The following is a 15,466-nucleotide window of genomic DNA, read 5'->3' on the forward strand; positions in this document are numbered from 1 at the left end:
ATGAGCTGGTCCGACATATTCGCCGACCCTGCGGACCGGGAGCGCGTCCGGTGGGGCACAGAGCACCTGCGGTTCGCCGCGTCCCCGGCGACCGCCTCGCTGCTGAGCTTCCAGCGGATCGACGACTGGATCCGATACGGCCAGGTCCGCTATCCGCAGTTCCAGGTGAACATGCCGGCGGGCGGCATGCCGCCCACGATGTTCACCGAGACCCGTCAGTACCTCGCGCTGAGCATGCCCGGCTACCCGGTCACCGCCGCGATCGCCGAACAGCTCCGCCGGGGGGCCACGCTGCGGTTCGTCGGAATGGAGGACTGGTATCCGCCCGTCGCGGAGCTCGCCGACCGTCTCACCGAGACCGTCGGGGCGTCCGTCGCCGCCTACGCCTTCTACACGCCCCCCGGGGACGACGGGGTGGGGGCGCACTGGGACATGGCCGACGTCTTCGCACTGCAGGTCGAAGGCACCAAGAGATGGCACCTGTGGAACATCCGGGACGGTGTCGACTGGCAGCGCGACCAGACCCTGCGCACCGGCGAGGAGCCCGACCACGTCGTCGAGCTGTCGCCGGGCGACGGCCTGTACATTCCCGCGGGAACCGGTCACCGGGCGTTCGCCGGAGCCGAGGGCTCGCTCCACCTGTCGCTCACGGTGTCCACGACCACGCACCGCAGGGTCGTCGCGACGTGGTTCGAGGCGTTCCTGGCCGGGATCCCCCTGCTGGACCGGCTGCCGGTGGACGGGGACCGCCTCACGCCGGTCGCCGAACTGCTCCGCGAACTCGCCGCCGCGGCGGAGAAGGCCGATCCGGCGGAGCTCCTGGCGACGGCGGACGCCCACGAGCCCCAGGTCAGCCAGACGCCGCTCATCACCGGAGCGGTCCCCGGCCGCCGTCTTCCGTGATCGCAGCTCTTTCAGGAGCGCTCCCAGGACGCCTTCCGCGACGCCGTGTCCGGACGACGCGGCGGACTCTCCGCGCCGTCGCCGGGCACGTCAGGCGGCGGCGCGGAGGTCGTGTTCTCCTGGATGGCGCGTCCATCCGCGACGGCCTCCGGAGACGGGCGGAAACATGGAACGGGAGGTCGCCCGGCATCCCTGGAGCGGGTCACGCGCCAGGATCGGTGGCGGCGCTGTCCGGCGTGCTGTCCCGGGGCGCGCGGGGCGGCGCCTCGGCGGGGAACAGGATCGGGCTGAGCAGGTGCCGCGTGCGTTCGGGTGAGGGCTCGTTGCCCATCCGGGACACGATCACGTCGCGCATGTCGCTGATCATCTCGTCGCGCTCGTCCTGGCTCAGCCAGAGCGTGTGCTGGCGGTAGCCCACGGAGTCGGCGGCCGGGTCGGCGTGGTCCCGGTCGAGATAGGCGTTGAACTCGGCCAGCAGGATGGCCATGGCCGTGGCGAACACGCGGCGGTGGTCCTCCGGTGACGTGGCCGCGGCCGTTTCCGCGTCGATCACCGCCCGCGCCCGGCGCAGCCGGTACCGGCGTTCGACGGCCCCGCGCACCCGCTGTTCGCCCTCCACCTCAAGGAGGCCGCCGTCGGCCAGCAGGCCGACCTGCCGGTACACGGTGGCCTTGGAGACGTCGGGCAGCAGGGCGCACACCTGGGAGGTCGTGAGTGTCCGGCCGCCGGACATGGCGTGCACGATGCGGAGCCGCACCGGATGCAGGAGCAGGTCCACCGTGTTCATGGACATATGATCTCATAGTTGATACCTTTCTCAAAGTTGAGAATAGTTGAGTCGAGGGAGCGGACAGTGCCACACCGATCATCTGAAGCCCCGCCGGAGGCCGCCGTCGTCCCCGGGCCGCCGCTGGGACGCCTGTACGACGTCGGCGGGCGGCGGCTGATGCTGCACCGCTCCGGCGCCGGAGGCCCGGCCGTGGTGTTCCTGCCGGGAGCGGGCCTGGTCGGCCTGGACTTCCTGAACATCCACGACCGCGCCGCCGAGCTGAGCACCTGTGTGCTCTATGACCGCGCGGGCACCGGCTGGAGCGAGCCGGTCGAGCTGCCCCGCACCGCCGCCGAGGTCACCGGCGAACTGCGCGACCTGCTGCGCGCCGCCGATGTGCCCGCCCCCTACCTGCTGGTGGGACACTCCCTGGGCGGGGCCTACGTGCGCCACTACGCGCAGCGCTTCCCCGACGAGGTGGCCGGTCTGCTCCTGCTGGACCCCTTCCACGAGGACATGGTCGCCCGCGCGCCCGAGGAGGCGCGGCAGATGCTGGAGCGGATGAAGAATCCCCAGCTGCCGGAGCCGACGGAGGAGCAGATCCGGCTCTCCCGGGACCTGCTCGCGCGGATGTTCGCGAAGTGGCCGGACCCCGTCCGCGGGCCACTCGTCGAACAGCACCTCACCTCGTGGCGGACCGGCTGGCACGAGGGCAGGAACCTCTATGACGAGGTCACCGAGGAGCTCCGGCACGCGTCAGACCTCCCCGACGTGCCCCTGATCGTGCTCACCGCCCTGGGACACGACGCCACCCAGGCCCAGATCTGGCCGGAACACCTCCTGCGCGAGATCAACGACGCCAAACGCGCCCTGCACGCGCGACTGGCCGTGTCTGTCCCCCGCGGCGAGCACCGCGTCCTCGACGACGCCGGGCACGGCTGGATCCACGAGGAGCGTCCGGATCTCGTGCTCCAGGCGATCGGCGACCTGCTCCACAGAGCGGACGGCGGTCGCTGAGGAAGCCCGGTCGTTCTCAGGGGAGTCCGTCGGCGAAGCCCTGCCGCTCAGGGCGAGGCCGCCTCCGCGCCGTGACGGAGGTGGCGCACGAGGGCGAAGGCGCACGCCAGCCCGATGACCGTCTCCACCACGGCCGCGAGCACGAGCCCGCTCCCCGGCACCCCGTCCACCGCGATGCTCAGGACGCGGGACAGGCCGTAGGAGAGGTAGAGCAGGGTGCCGACGACCGCGGCGGTGAACGCCAGCCGGGAGACGAACGCGCCGAGCGCGATCAGCACGCCGGACGCCAGCAGGGCGCCGCCCGCGGCCCGCGTCTCACTGAGCAGGCCGACGTCGTCGCCGAGCCGGATGCCGTTGACCTCGTGGAAGGCCACCGGCGCGAACAGCGTCGCCGCGCCGATCCCGATCACCACCAGCCCGGACACGAACAGTATGGATCTCAGCAACCTCAGGTCTCGCATCTTCTCTCGTCCTTTCGCTTCCTCCCGGGTCCTCCGGGCCGCTTCCTCGGGGTCCTCCCGGCGTGTGGGGCGTTTCGCGTGACGGGGGCCGCGTCCGGAGGGAGGTCTTCGATCCGCCGGGTGGGCGGGCTCATCGTTCCCACGCGCCGGACGCGGCCGCGGCGCGGCAGAAGTCGGTGAAGTCGCGAGGCTCGCGGCCGAGCGCCTCTCGCACGCCGTGGCCCAGCGACGCGTTGCGTCCGTCGAGCACCTCGTCGCAGAGGGCCGTGAGCAGGTCGGCCGCCTCGGGGCCGACGCTCCGCGTGAGGGCGGCGCGGAACTGCTCCGACGAGACGGAGACGTACTCGACCTCCCGGCCCAGGGCCTTCGAGATCTCGGCCGCGGCCTCGTGGAACGTCAGCAGACGCGGCCCGGTGAGCTCGTAGAGGCGTCCGGAGTGGCGGTCGTCGGTGAGTGCGGCGACGGCGACGTCCGCGATGTCGTCGGCGTCGACGAACGGTTCGCCGACGTCGCCCGCGGGCAGCGCGATCACGCCGTCGAGCACCGACTCGAACAGGTGGCCTTCGGTGAAGTTCTGCGAGAACCAGCTCGCCCGGATGAGCGTGTGGCTCAGCCCGGACCCGCGGACGATCTCCTCGCAGCGCTGCGCGTTGGCCTCGCCCCGCCCGGAGAGCAGCACCAGCCGCCTGACCCCCGCGTCGACCGCGCACGAGGTCAGCTCCTCGATCGCGGCCGGTGCGCCGGGCACGGCGAGGTCGGGGAAGAACGAGACGTAGGCGGACTCGACGCCGTGAAGGGCCCGCGGCCAGGTGGAGGGCTCCTGCCAGTCGAAGGGCGGGTCGGAGTGCCGCGAGACCCCCCTGACCGAGTGGCCGCGCTCCTCAAGCCGGTGGACGATCCGTCGGCCGGTCTTCCCGGTCGAGCCGATGACGAGAGTGGAGGGCTGTCCCATGATTCCGTGCTCCTTGGTTGGTGACGGATTCCATCCTGGAGCTGAGTGAATGGACTAACAATAGTGAACAGTCCGGGTTTCCTTGCTGTTCGTCCAGAGTCGTGGACGTCTGATCATCCGGGGTGACACGATGGCCCCATGCCGAGTGTCGCCCGCGCCTTCCCTCCGCCCGCCGACCTCCTCGGCGAGGCCCTGCACCTGCTGCGGCTCACGGGCACCCTCTACTGCCGTGCCGAGCTCACCGCGCCCTGGGGGGTCGACATCCCGGCGCTCGAGGGATTCATGACCTTCCAGGTCGTCACCGCGGGGCACTGCTGGCTCGAGGTCGACGGAGCCGAGCCGCGCCTGCTCCGGCAGGGCAGCCTCACGTTGATCCCGCACGGCGTCCCGCACCGCATGCGGAGCAGCCCGCAGGCCGACACGGAACCGCTCTTCGAGATTCCGGTCGAGCAGGTCAGCGACTGTTACGAGATCATGCGCCACGGCGGCGGCGGGGATCTCACGCACGTCACCTACGGCGTGGTGCGCTTCGACCACGTGGTGGCCCAGCGTCTCGTCTCGCAGCTCCCCACGGTTCTGCAGATCGACACCTGGGACGACGCCGGCTGGCTCCACAGCACGCTCCGCCTCATCACCCGGGAGGCCCTCTCGTTGCGGCCGGGCGGGGAGACCGTCATCACCCGGCTCGCCGACGTCCTCGTCATCCAGGCGATCCGCTCCTGGCTCGACTCGGCTCCCGAGGCGAACCAGGGCTGGCTGGCCGCCCTGCGCGACGAACAGGTGGGGCGGGCGCTCGCGTCGATGCACCGCGCGCCCGAACGGGAGTGGAGCGTCGCCGCGCTCGCGCGGGAGGCGGGCATGTCGCGCTCGGCCTTCTCGGCGAGGTTCACCGACCTGGTCGGCGAGTCCGCCATGCGCTACCTCGCGCAGTGGCGCATGCAACTCGCCCGCACGCACCTGCGGCAGACGCCGGAGCCGCTGTCGGTCGTCGCCCGCCGGTTCGGCTACCAGTCGGAGGCGGCGTTCAGCAGGGCGTACAAACGCGCCTTCGGCGTGTCGCCGGGAAGCGCCCGCCGGCCCGAGGTCGCGCCGACCGTTCCGACGGGGCCGCCGGTGGGGTGAGCCACGGAGGCAGGGCCCGTCAACGGACCGGGTTTCTGTCAGTTTCCGGTGATATCTCTGATCTTCACTATGACAGCCGAACTCGACGCCTTCACTCGCTCCCACGGCTACCTGGTCGGGTACCTCGAGGAGGAGACCAAAGAGACCTACCGCCGCTTCGACGCGCTCTTCGAGCAGGGCTTGCCGCCGGGCCCCGAGGTCGACTGGCGGGAGTACGGTCACTGGGCGCTGCTGAAGCTCAACCTGGGGGTGGAGGGCGGGCACGACCACGACGAGCGCGCCCTGGAGCTGGTCCGCTCGGTGGCCGAGCGCGACATCCCGTGGACCGCCGGAGACGCGCATGTCCTGATGTACCGGGCGGGGCAGATGGCCCGCCGGGGCCACACCCGCTACGAGGAGATCTACCGGCTGCCGTTCGCGGTGACGCGCCGCTTCGGCTTCCAGGAGCGTCGCGAGATCCTCGGCTGGCTGGGGGAGCGGCGTCGGCGCTCCTCGGCACGGACACCGGAGTGGGAGCTGTGGGCCGAGGGGGTGCAGGAGGCGCTGGCCGGGCAGATCGAGGAGCTGGTGGTCGAACCGGCCGAGCACGGCCCGGCCGGCGCGGTGCGGAACGTGATCTGGGAGGGCGACCCCTTCGCCCGGCTGCTGGCCGAGGAGTACGGCCCGCGCCTGGCCGCCCCCGAGGTCCTGCCGCTGCTGCGCCACTGGAACACCGCCCACTCCACCAAGCCGAGCGGCAGATGGCTCAAGACCGCCGGGACGCTCCTCACCCCTGACACGGTCTCCCTGGTCCGGGAGATCCTCACCCGGCTGGCGGCCCACCGGGAGCGGAAGGTCACCCGGGGCGACGACGGTCACGAGTGGACCGAGACGGTCTTCCTGCACGAGCGCACCATCGTGCCGGTGCGCGGCATGATCTGGACGTGCGAGGTGATCGATGAGCGGTGGGTGACCTCGCTCCTCGGCGACGTCGCGCTGACCTGCGGCACCGGAAGCAACGGGATGGGCTCCACCTGCCGCAGCGAGAAGCTCACCAACGCCGCCGTCGGCGTCCTGGCCCGCCGTGGAGGGCCGGCGGCGATCGTGCCGCTGGCCCGCGTCCAGGCCAAGGTCCGTGCGAGGTCCGTGCTGAAGAACGTGGCGCGCACCCTGGACGAGGTGGCCGAGCAGGCGGGGCTGACCCGCGAGCAGCTGCTCGACCGGACCGTGCCGGCCTTCGGGCTCGGCCAGGACGGGATCCGGGAGGAGAGAATCGGCGACTACCTCGTACGGCTCTGCGCCGACGGCCCTGCGCTGCGGTTCGTCAACCCGGCGGGCAGGACCGTCAAGTCGGCCCCGCAGGCGATCCGCAGGGATCCGGCGCTGGCCGATCTCAGGATCACGCTGAAGGAGCTCAAGCAGACGCTCGCGGCCGAGCGGTTCCGGCTGGAGCAGGCGCTGATCAGGGAACGCACGTGGAACTGGCGTCAGGTGGAGGAGTTCTTCCTCGACCACCCGGTCACCGGCCTGTACGCCCGTGCCCTGATCTGGCAGGTGCCGCAGGGGCAGGCGGGACTCCCCGTGCGGACCGGCGACGGCTGGGAGCTGACCGACCCGCGGGGTCGCAGGACCCGCCCTGAGCCCGACGCCCCGGTCCTGCTGTGGCACCCGATCCGCGAGACGGCCGAGGACGTGCGGGCCTGGCGCGACCACCTGCTGGAGCGCGGGGTGCGCCAGCCGTACAAGCAGGCCTTCCGCGAGGTCTACCTGCTGACCCCGGCCGAGGAGCGGACCCGCACCTTCTCCAACCGGTTCGCCGAGCACGTGCTCCGGTACGGCCAGGCCAAGGCGCTGCTGAACCAGCGCGGCTGGACCGGCCTGGCGATCGGCCACTGGGACTACGAGTGCGGCGGCGACCAGGGTGAGGCGATCAAGGAGCTGTCCGGCTGGCGGGCCCGCTGGGGCATGCACGTCACCGGCGATCCGCGGGCCGACGGGTGGGACACGGCGTCCTTCTGCGTCAGCGAGCAGATCACCTTCTACCGGGAGGGGCAGGAGAAGCTCTCCGGCCACGACCGGATGGGAAACCGCGTCGCACTGGAGGGGGCCCCGCTGGCCGAGGTGCCGCCGCTGGTGCTGTCGGAGGTGCTCCGCGACGCCGACCTGGCCGTGGGCGTCACCTCGGTCGGCCTCGACCAGCGGGCGACGGGCGGTCACGAAGGCTACTGGCACTCCTACGGGTTCGGCGAGCTCACCGAGACCGCCCGCACCCGGCGCGACGTCCTCACCCGCCTGTTGCCCCGCCTCCGGATCGCCGACCGGGCCGAGCTCACCGACCGCTTCCTGCGGGTGCGCGGCGACCTGCGGACCTACCGGATCCACCTGGGCTCGGGCAACATCCTGATGGAGCCCAACGACGCCTACCTGTGCGTCGTCCCCGGCCACGACCGCGAAACCGCGTCCGTCTTCCTGCCCTTCGAGGAGGACGGCGGCATGCTCTCGGTCATCCTGTCCAAGGCCTTCCTGCTGGCCGACGACACCTCCATCACCGACCCGTCGATCACCCGCCAGCTCACCGGATGAGACAGGACGCGATCGGGGACAGGCGCGGCGGCGAGCTCGCCCGCCACCCTGGCCCCCGACGCGTCGCGCCGACCGGGTGCGGCCCGTTCCGGAGATGTCCGTCCGGACGGGCCGCACCGCGACGAACCGCTACGGGGTCAGGCGGTGCAGGTCACGGGGGAACAGGGTGGCGCGGCGGACGTTGTCCGCCCCGGTCAGCCGGGTGGTCCACCGTTCCAGGCCGAGGGCGAAGCCGCCGTGCGGAGGCATGCCGTGCCGGAAGGCGGCGAGATAGCCCGCGTACGGCTCCGGCGACTCCCCCCGGGCCGCCAGCGCCGCGAGATAGTCCTCGTGGCGGTGCAGGCGCTGGCCTCCGGTCACCAGCTCCAGCCCGCGGAAGAGCAGGTCGAAACTGTTGGAGTACTCCGGCCTGCCGGGTTCGGGGTGGGTGTAGAAGGGACGCTTGGCCATCGGATAGCCGGTGACGAACAGGAACTCGCTGCCGTGCTCGCGCAGCGCCCACTGCGACAGCCAGCGTTCGTGGGCCGGGGCGAGGTCCGGCTCACCCCGCGGGTCCTCGCCGGTGTGGGCGGCCAGGAGCTCCTGGGCCTCGGCGAAGTGGATCTCCGGAATCCGTTCGGGGACGGCGGGCAGCTCGACGTCCAGCAGCGCGCACGCCTCACCCGCCTGCCGTCCGACGGTGGCCGTCATCCCGGCGAGGACCTCGCGCAGCACGGCCATCACCTCCCGGTGGTCGGTGACGAAGCCGAGCTCGGCGTCCAGCGAGGTGTACTGGGCCAGGTGCCGCGCGGTGTCGTGGGGCTCGGCGCGGAAGACCGGACCGGTCTCGTAGACGCGCTCGAAGACGCCGACCATGGCCTGCTTGAAGAACTGCGGAGACTGGGCCAGGTAGGCGGGGGAGCCGAACCAGTCGATCGCGAAGACGTTGGCTCCGGACTCGGTCGCCGAGGCCACCACCTTGGGCGTGTGGATCTCGGTGAAGCCGAGCGTGTCCAGCGTCGTCCTGAAGCCCGCCACCGAGGCCGCCGAGATGGCGTGGGGGGCGCGCAGCAGCGGATGCCGCAGGGCGATCGGGGCGTGGTCGAGGATGGTCGGCAGCGTGGCCGGAACCGAGGGACGGTAGAGGTCGAACGGCGGGGGCGCGGCCGGTCCCGAAAGGGCGGCCACCGTCGGGGAGGTCACCTCGACCCCGCCGGGAGCCTGGGGGTTGGCGGTCGCCGTTCCGGTGATCTGCAGGACGGTCTCCTCGGGGTGGCCGTCGGCCACGCTCATGGCCTCGGGCCCGGTGAACACGGCCTGGGCCAGCCCCGAGCGGTCCCGCAGGACGAGGAACACCACGGATTTCAGAGTCCGTCTGCGGTGGAGCCATCCCTGGACGGTCACCTGCCGGCCGATCCGTCGCGGAAGCTCCGCGGCCAGGGTCCGGTGGACGGGGGAAACGGTTGCGGTTTCGGAGATCATCACAAACCTCTGGTCAGTGAGTGGTGATCCCTTGGGAGTGCGGGCGAGAAGGGAACTCGCGGTGCCACCGCACTTTCGCCGCCGCCATGGCGGCGGCCTCGAAGGCCCGATGACGGGGGCCGGCCGGCGGGGCATTGGGCGCGGACGCCGTTCCTCCCCGCGCTCAGGAGGGTCTTCGTCGCCGGGGGCGGGTCCGCCTTCGCAGCTGCCGGCGGCTCTCTCCTACCTGCCCTGTCCGGTGACTACTCGTCTCCGTCAACGCGTTGCCGGAAGAGTACGCACACGCCGCCGCGTATCGCAACCGAGATCGCCGCGTGTCGCACAGGAGCGCCGTCGCACCGCGACCTGCTCACCGGCCACGTCGCCGACTCCACCCTCGACGACACGCTCCTGCTGCTGAGCGAGGTGGTCACCAACGCGATCGTCCACTCCGACTCCGGGCACAGGCCGTACGGGTCGGTGACGGTGTGCGTCGCCCTGTCCGTCGACCACCCCGACCAGGCCGCCGAGCCTGACCAACGGGGGTGACCGAGCCGTTCACCGCGCATCGGCGCCGATCAGGTCCGCGCCGCCCCTCGCCGTCCCGGCGCTGCGAAGCATCACATGTGGGGTGGTGGTGTGGGGCGGTGGTGAGGGCGGCAGGGGTGTGGTGAGGGGAGGTCGTGGGGCGGTGGGAGGAGGCCGTGGGGCGGTGGTGGAGGGGAGGGCGGGGTGTGGGGGTGAGGGGAGGTCGTGGGGCGGTGGGCGGAGGTCGTGGGGCGGTGGTGGAGGGGAGGGCGGGGTGTGGGGGTGAGGGCGGGGGGCCGGGTTGTACGCCTCTCGTTGTAGCCGAGGAGTATCCCCAGGTGGGACGACCGCCGATGGTCGCGGGGACGACGATCGCAGTCTGACTCCCCGAACCCCCAAGGAAACCAGCCTCATGTCCACTTCGCGTTTTCTCCCGGCGCTGCGCGTCATGCTCGCCCTTCAGACGGTGGCGCTCCTGCTTCAGGCGATCACCGCGGGGCTCCTGCTCTCCACGCCCGGCGGCCGAGGGCTGCACAACGCCTCGGCGGGCGTCGTGCTCGTGACGGCGCTGCTGTACCTCGTCGTCGCGATCCTGGTGTGGCGTCCCGGCGGTGGCTCGCCGCGCGCCGTCGCCCCCGCCGTCGCCATGGTCGTCCTCGTCCTGGCGCAGGCGATGCTCGGCGCGTTGCACATGAAGGCGCTGCACGTGCCGCTCGGCGTGCTGATGTTCGGCGGGAGCCTCGTACAGCTCGTCCAGGTCCTGCTCGCCCGCCGGGCCGTCGCGGCATGACGCTGACCAGACGGCAGGCGCTGCGGTTGCTCGCCCTCGGGACCGTCGCGGCCGGGACCTCCGGCTGCTCGCTGTTCGCCGGCACCCCGCAACCCCGGCTGCTGCCCAGCGCCGCGCCGCTGCCCGCGCCGTTCAGGGTGCCGTTGCCCGTCCCCGTGATCGCCAAGCCGACGCGGACCGACGGAGCCGCCGACTACTACGACCTCGCCCAGCGCGCGGCGGACCTGGAGATCCTGCCCGGTCTGACCACCAGGATCCGGGGATACGACGGGAGCTTCCCCGGCCCGACGATCCAGGCGCGCAGCGGCCGCAGGACCGTCGTGCGCGTCTCCAACGGCCTCGACGCGCCTACCGTGACCCACCTGCACGGCGGCCACACCCCACCGGAGTCCGACGGCTACCCCACCGACCTGGTCCAGCCGGGAACCCGGCGCGACCACACCTTCCCGCTCGACCAGCGGGCCGCGACGCTGTGGTACCACGACCACCGCATGGACTACACCGGGCCGCAGGTCTGGAACGGCCTGGCCGGGTTCTTCCTGGTCGGGGACGCCGAGGAGGAGGCGCTCCCGCTTCCGGCCGGAGAACGCGACATCCCGCTGATGATCTGCGACCGCTCCTTCGCCGCGGACGGCTCCATGCACTATCCGGGCTTCGCCGACCGGCCGGGCGTGCGCGAGCCGTACATGGGCGGGGTGCTGGGCGACGTCATCCTGGTCAACGGCGCGCCCTGGCCCGAGCTGCGGGTCGCCCGCGCGCGCTACCGCCTCCGGCTGCTCAACGCCTCCAACGCGCGCGCCTACGAGCTCTCGCTCTCCCCGGGCGGGACCATCGTGCAGATCGGCAGCGACGGCGGCCTGCTCACCGCGCCGAAACCGCTGAGCCGGCTACGGCTCGCCCCCGCCGAGCGGGCCGACGTGATCGTCGACTTCTCCGCCCACCGGGTCGGCGACCACGTGGAGCTGCGCAACCTCGCGGGGGAGGGCCCGCAGGCCAGGGTGATGCGCTTCCTCGTCGACCGGGCGGAGAAGGACGACTCGGCGATCCCCAGGACGCTGTCGGTGGTCGAGCGGCTGGACCCGGCGAAGGCGAGGATGACGCGGGACTTCGAGTTCACCAGCGGGAGCCTGCACGGCGGGACCGGATGGCTGATCAACGGCAGGCCCTACGCCCCGGGGCGGATCGAGGCCCGTCCCCGGCTGGGCGACGTCGAGATCTGGCGTCTGACGAGTGACGTCGCCCACCCCGTGCACCTGCATCTGGCGCACTTCCAGGTGCTGTCCGTCAACGGCGAACGCCAGGCGGGACCCCCGGAGTGGAAGGACACGGTCGAGCTGCGCGACGCCCAGACGGTCGAGATCATCACCCGGTTCACCGGTTATCGGGGACGCTACGTCATGCACTGCCACAACCTCGAACACGAGGACATGGCCATGATGGCCGACTTCGAGGTCGTCTGATCTCTTCGCCGTACTGATGCCGGGGTGGCGAGCCCGACGGGGTGACCGGAGTCACGTGGTCGCGGTGACGCCTGCGACCGGGTGGTCGACGAGGTCGAAGACCGTGGACGGGTCGCGCCCGCCGAACAGCAGCGAGATCACGATCGCGGCCATCGCCTCAAGGTGGTGGGCGTGCCGGAGACCGCCGACCGACCAGGTGTCCGCCACCAGTTCCAACGTCGTACGGGCAGGGCAGTCGGAGCGGATCGGGCGCCGGAGCCGTCAGAAGCCGGGGAGTTCCAGGCTGCCGGCCCAGGTCCGGTAGGCGTAGGTCTCAGAGAGGCGACCTGTTCGGTGCGGACGTTCACGCGGTAGGTCCGCTCGCCGAGAGCGGGGGTGTCCTTCCAAGGGAGAACGCCCCCGCCACACGTTCCGGTTGGAACCGGCGGACCGGGCGATGAACGCTCACCCGGGTTCTGGAGGCTCCACGGGCCGCAGGAACCCCAGGACCGCTTCGGTGAACTCCCGCGGCCGAGCGGCGTGCACCATGTGCCCGGCCGCGATGGTGACGGTCAGGCTGTCGGGGATCCGCCGGGCCATCTCGGCGATCCGGTCCTGCGGCACATGGCTCCGCGGCCCGCCGCCGATGAGAAGGGTCGGCGCGGTGATCTCACCGAGGCGCGCCCACCACGCCGGATCGGGGTCGTCGACCTGTTTCCTGATCGCCAGCACTGTCGCCCAGTCGTACGGCAACAGCCCGTCCGGCCTTTCAGGGGTGGTCGGCTCCCGGGGAAACGGAGGCGGGACGTCCTCCAGGACCAGCCGTTCGACCCGCTCCGGATGATCCTCGGCGAGCAGGTAGGCCACTATCCCGCCCATCGAGTGCCCGACCAGGGACACCCGGTCGAGCCCCAGAGCGTCCAGGAATCCGACCACGTCGTCGCGCATGAGCTCCAGGGAGTAGTCACCGGGCCAGTCGCTCCGCCCGTGGCCGCGCAGGTCCAGCACGTGAACCCGCCAGTGACGCGCGAAAGCGGGCGCCACGCCGTCCCAGTCCGTCGCGTCCTCGCCCAGGGAGTGCAGCAGCACGAGCGGCGGGGCCTCAGGGGCGCCGGACACCTGACAGGCGAGCTGGACGCCGCCGACGGCGACCGTACGGTGATCAGCCATGCCTCAAAGATATTCGCGCGTCGCCTTTGGGGCCTCACTCCCCAGGCGGCTCAGCGCCTGCATGGCCTCGCGCTCTATTCGTGAAAGATCGCAGAGGACGGTGCCTGCCTGTGCGAGGCACCGCGCATCACCTGATTCACCGGCTTCTGTGATCAGTACTGCGACTTCCGTCCACAGGGCGGCCGCCTCGGCGTACAGCCCGTAGCCGGTGCGCAGATGGCTGCTGTCGAGCAGTCGGGCGCATTCGGCGAGGAAGTCGCGGTAAAGGTTACGGAACAGGGCGCCGCCGGTGCCGGCCTTCTCCATCAGGAGGGCGGCCTGCGGCAGGTCCCGCCGCGGGTCGCCGGTGCGCTGGAGCCACGTGCGTACCAGCTTGCCGGCCTTCTCGATGCCTCGGTGGCCCAGGTTGGCGATAGGCGGGTTGAGGAAGGCGTCGGCGCAGGCGGTGACGGCGGAAATGATCTGGCCTTCTGGGGAGGGCGGGTTCCTCGGAGCGGTGAGGGTGAAGGAGCGGTGCCTGGCGGTCATCGGACCGCGTGCGGCCCTGGCCCGAGCGAGGCTGGCCAGGCTGGTGGACACCGCTCCGCCTTGCTGGTCGGTGTCCACCAGGTAGGCGTCGTGGTCGTCGTAGCCGTACATGGCGACGACATGGCCGCCGAAGTGCACCTTCGACCCGAAGTAGTCCAGGTGGTAGCTGTCGAGCTGCAGTCCGACTGGGTGACCGGCGTCGATGGGGGCCACCACGTTCTCCCATGCCCTGTGGGGCGAGGTGGTCTCCTGGACCAGGAGCTCCAGCTTGAGCCTGGCGGCCAGGTTTCTGGTGAGGTCGAAGGGCTTGACCCGTCCCCCGAGGAAGGGGAAGTCCATGTTCTTGCCGTCCCAGTAGATGAAGGACAGACCGGAGCCGAGGCCGAAGAGCATGGGCTCGGACAGATCGAGTCCCTGGTGCCGCAGCAGCACCCCCAGAGCCGTCGTCTCGCAGTGCTGCGTACTGCGGGCGTCGATGTCTATTACCGTGGTCATGCCGTGCTCTCCTGGACGGGGATGATCAACCGGATCGTCGGTTCTTCTTGCGGGGCCTCTGCCGGTCCGGCGGGACAGGCCTCACGTACGGGTGCTCGCGGGCGCAGTCCGCGCTCGTGGACGGCGGCGAAGAGAGCGTCGTAGGTCAAGGGCGGCCGGCGGTGGCCGGGGTCGGCGTCCACGCGGACCGGAGCCGACGCCCCATCTCGTCGTAGTGCCCCGACTGCTTGACGCTGAGGCGGCACAGGCGGGCGAAGCGCCCGATGGGGAGAAGTTCGTCTTGCACGCCGTCATGCTGGACTCTCCCACGGTGGGAGAGTCCAACGCTGCACTCGTCAGCCCCGAGGTGGCCCTGCTCCTCGTGGAGACGCCGAGCAGGGAGTGCCGGAGCGGACGAGGCGCGTCGCGGTCTTGAACCTCCCGCGACGGGAGGTTCTAGCGTTGCCGACGTGAGCGAGAAGGACGCCGTCGAGCGTCGGTGGAGCATCGGGGAGTTGGCGCGGGCCAGCGGGACGACCGTGCGCGCGCTGTACCACTACGACGAGATCGGCCTGCTGCGGGCGAGCGAGCGCACCGCGTCGGGGCACCGCCGCTACACCGAGGGCGACCTGCGGCGGCTGTACCGGGTGCGGGCCCTGCGCGCGCTCGGCCTGTCGCTGGAGGAGATCGCGGGCGTGCTCGCCGACTCGCCGGACGACCTGGAGACGATGCGCGCCCTGCTGGCCGCCCAGCTTCACGACCTGGAGGACCAGGCGGGACGGATCGACCGGCTCAGGCAGCGCCTCCACGGGCTGCTGGGGAAACTCGATGACGCCTCAATGCCCGACACAGACCAGTTCATGATGACCCTGGAGACGATGTCCGTGTTCGAGACCTATTTCACGCAGGAACAGCAGGACCAACTGGCCGAACGCAGGGCAGACCTCGGCCCCGCGGCCGTCGAGGAGGCCAAGGCGAGATGGGTCGACCTGGTCGGGGAGCTTCTGCCCCACGTACAGGCGGACACCCCGGTCGACGATCCCCGGGTGCGCGACCTCGTCTCCCGCTGGGACGCCCTGGGGTCCGCCTTCCACGCCGACGGAGAACAGGGCGAGCGGACCAAGGCGGCGGCGCAGCGGATGTGGGACGACAACAGCGCCGACCTCGGCCGCCGCCTGCCCTGGCCCGCCGACCAGATGGTCGCCCTGGTGGCGTACGTGGGCCGGGTACGGCAGGCGAGCTGACGGCTGCTCGGCGGGACGCCGTCAGGTCAGGGACCCGGCCCGCCGGGCCGGCCGGAGAACGTGTCGG

The 15,466-nt window shown here is 71.5% G+C and carries 16 protein-coding genes; 8 read left to right on the forward strand and 8 right to left on the reverse strand.

Annotated features, from left to right (window positions below; all coding sequences use genetic code 11):
* Complete coding sequence (locus tag PKF00_RS04885) at window positions 1–903, forward strand: JmjC domain-containing protein (RefSeq protein WP_271216119.1); 903 nt, start codon at window positions 1–3, stop codon at window positions 901–903.
* A 202-nt stretch (window positions 904–1,105) separates the two neighbouring features.
* Here PKF00_RS04885 and PKF00_RS04890 read toward each other — a convergent pair whose 3' ends face one another.
* The gene (locus PKF00_RS04890) at window positions 1,106–1,690 is read right to left on the reverse strand and encodes a helix-turn-helix domain-containing protein (RefSeq protein ID WP_271216120.1); all 585 of its coding nucleotides are present in this window, start codon (window positions 1,688–1,690) and stop codon (window positions 1,106–1,108) included.
* Between the two features lie 66 nt (window positions 1,691–1,756).
* On the opposite strand from PKF00_RS04890, the gene PKF00_RS04895 reads away from it, so the two are divergent.
* Window positions 1,757–2,689, forward strand: a complete 933-nt coding sequence (locus PKF00_RS04895; protein ID WP_271216121.1) for an alpha/beta fold hydrolase — start codon at window positions 1,757–1,759, stop codon at window positions 2,687–2,689.
* Between the two features lie 47 nt (window positions 2,690–2,736).
* On the opposite strand, the gene PKF00_RS04900 is transcribed toward PKF00_RS04895, so the two are convergent.
* Window positions 2,737–3,150 (reverse strand): DUF4345 domain-containing protein, encoded by a 414-nt coding sequence (locus PKF00_RS04900; protein WP_271216122.1) that lies wholly within the window; start codon window positions 3,148–3,150, stop codon window positions 2,737–2,739.
* A gap of 130 nt (window positions 3,151–3,280) precedes the next feature.
* Window positions 3,281–4,102 carry an NmrA family NAD(P)-binding protein gene (locus PKF00_RS04905; protein ID WP_271216123.1) on the reverse strand — a complete coding sequence of 274 codons (822 nt, stop codon included), beginning with the start codon at window positions 4,100–4,102 and terminating at the stop codon, window positions 3,281–3,283.
* Window positions 4,103–4,240: 138 nt separating this feature from the next.
* Between PKF00_RS04905 and PKF00_RS04910 the strand changes: the two genes are divergently transcribed.
* Together PKF00_RS04910 and PKF00_RS04915 are read left to right on the forward strand one after the other, a co-directional pair.
* A complete protein-coding gene (locus PKF00_RS04910) occupies window positions 4,241–5,224 on the forward strand; it encodes an AraC family transcriptional regulator (RefSeq protein WP_271216124.1) in 984 nt (327 codons plus the stop codon).
* Between the two features lie 69 nt (window positions 5,225–5,293).
* Window positions 5,294–7,786 carry a DUF4132 domain-containing protein gene (locus PKF00_RS04915; RefSeq protein WP_271216125.1) on the forward strand — a complete coding sequence of 831 codons (2,493 nt, stop codon included), beginning with the start codon at window positions 5,294–5,296 and terminating at the stop codon, window positions 7,784–7,786.
* 129 nt (window positions 7,787–7,915) lie between these two features.
* Here the strand turns inward: PKF00_RS04915 and aspS are convergent, their stop codons facing one another.
* The gene (aspS, locus tag PKF00_RS04920) at window positions 7,916–9,247 is read right to left on the reverse strand and encodes an aspartate--tRNA(Asn) ligase (protein ID WP_271216126.1); all 1,332 of its coding nucleotides are present in this window, start codon (window positions 9,245–9,247) and stop codon (window positions 7,916–7,918) included.
* Window positions 9,248–9,652: 405 nt separating this feature from the next.
* Between aspS and PKF00_RS04925 the strand changes: the two genes are divergently transcribed.
* From PKF00_RS04925 to PKF00_RS04935, 3 genes are all read left to right on the forward strand, one after another.
* Window positions 9,653–9,775 (forward strand): hypothetical protein, encoded by a 123-nt coding sequence (locus tag PKF00_RS04925; RefSeq protein ID WP_271216127.1) that lies wholly within the window; start codon window positions 9,653–9,655, stop codon window positions 9,773–9,775.
* Window positions 9,776–10,166: 391 nt separating this feature from the next.
* Entirely contained in the window at window positions 10,167–10,544 is a 378-nt protein-coding gene (locus PKF00_RS04930) for a hypothetical protein (RefSeq protein WP_271216128.1), read from the forward strand.
* Complete coding sequence (locus PKF00_RS04935) at window positions 10,541–12,004, forward strand: multicopper oxidase family protein (protein ID WP_271216129.1); 1,464 nt, start codon at window positions 10,541–10,543, stop codon at window positions 12,002–12,004. Before PKF00_RS04930 ends, PKF00_RS04935 begins: the two co-directional genes overlap by 4 nt.
* A 51-nt stretch (window positions 12,005–12,055) precedes the next feature.
* Here the strand turns inward: PKF00_RS04935 and PKF00_RS04940 are convergent, their stop codons facing one another.
* From PKF00_RS04940 to PKF00_RS04955, 4 genes are all read right to left on the reverse strand, one after another.
* Window positions 12,056–12,211, reverse strand: a complete 156-nt coding sequence (locus PKF00_RS04940) for a hypothetical protein (protein ID WP_271216130.1) — start codon at window positions 12,209–12,211, stop codon at window positions 12,056–12,058.
* A 237-nt stretch (window positions 12,212–12,448) separates the two neighbouring features.
* Complete coding sequence (locus PKF00_RS04945; RefSeq protein ID WP_271216131.1) at window positions 12,449–13,153, reverse strand: alpha/beta fold hydrolase; 705 nt, start codon at window positions 13,151–13,153, stop codon at window positions 12,449–12,451.
* Window positions 13,154–13,156: 3 nt separating this feature from the next.
* Complete coding sequence (locus PKF00_RS04950; protein ID WP_271216132.1) at window positions 13,157–14,176, reverse strand: BtrH N-terminal domain-containing protein; 1,020 nt, start codon at window positions 14,174–14,176, stop codon at window positions 13,157–13,159.
* 145 nt (window positions 14,177–14,321) lie between these two features.
* On the reverse strand, window positions 14,322–14,462 hold the full coding sequence (locus PKF00_RS04955) for a MerR family transcriptional regulator (RefSeq protein ID WP_271216133.1): 141 nt from the start codon (window positions 14,460–14,462) through the stop codon (window positions 14,322–14,324).
* A 163-nt stretch (window positions 14,463–14,625) separates the two neighbouring features.
* Here PKF00_RS04955 and PKF00_RS04960 point away from each other — a divergent pair, with 163 nt between their 5' ends.
* On the forward strand, window positions 14,626–15,399 hold the full coding sequence (locus tag PKF00_RS04960) for a MerR family transcriptional regulator (RefSeq protein ID WP_271216134.1): 774 nt from the start codon (window positions 14,626–14,628) through the stop codon (window positions 15,397–15,399).
* Window positions 15,400–15,466: the final 67 nt, after the last annotated feature.

It is taken from the genome of Streptosporangium carneum (genome assembly GCF_027922005.1).
Taxonomy (GTDB): Bacteria; Actinomycetota; Actinomycetes; order Streptosporangiales; family Streptosporangiaceae; genus Streptosporangium; species Streptosporangium carneum.

Bases quoted from the DNA above. Each gene is read 5' to 3' on its own strand.
- PKF00_RS04885 (WP_271216119.1), top strand. From the start codon at position 1: ATGAGCTGGTCCGACATATTCGCCGACCCTGCGGACCGGGAGCGCGTC.
- PKF00_RS04905 (WP_271216123.1), bottom strand. From the start codon at position 4,102: ATGGGACAGCCCTCCACTCTCGTCATCGGCTCGACCGGGAAGACCGGC.
- aspS (WP_271216126.1), bottom strand. From the start codon at position 9,247: ATGATCTCCGAAACCGCAACCGTTTCCCCCGTCCACCGGACCCTGGCC.
- PKF00_RS04930 (WP_271216128.1), top strand. From the start codon at position 10,167: ATGTCCACTTCGCGTTTTCTCCCGGCGCTGCGCGTCATGCTCGCCCTT.
- PKF00_RS04910 (WP_271216124.1), top strand. From the start codon at position 4,241: ATGCCGAGTGTCGCCCGCGCCTTCCCTCCGCCCGCCGACCTCCTCGGC.
- PKF00_RS04950 (WP_271216132.1), bottom strand. From the start codon at position 14,176: ATGACCACGGTAATAGACATCGACGCCCGCAGTACGCAGCACTGCGAG.
- PKF00_RS04915 (WP_271216125.1), top strand. From the start codon at position 5,294: ATGACAGCCGAACTCGACGCCTTCACTCGCTCCCACGGCTACCTGGTC.
- PKF00_RS04945 (WP_271216131.1), bottom strand. From the start codon at position 13,153: ATGGCTGATCACCGTACGGTCGCCGTCGGCGGCGTCCAGCTCGCCTGT.
- PKF00_RS04890 (WP_271216120.1), bottom strand. From the start codon at position 1,690: ATGAACACGGTGGACCTGCTCCTGCATCCGGTGCGGCTCCGCATCGTG.
- PKF00_RS04900 (WP_271216122.1), bottom strand. From the start codon at position 3,150: ATGCGAGACCTGAGGTTGCTGAGATCCATACTGTTCGTGTCCGGGCTG.
- PKF00_RS04935 (WP_271216129.1), top strand. From the start codon at position 10,541: ATGACGCTGACCAGACGGCAGGCGCTGCGGTTGCTCGCCCTCGGGACC.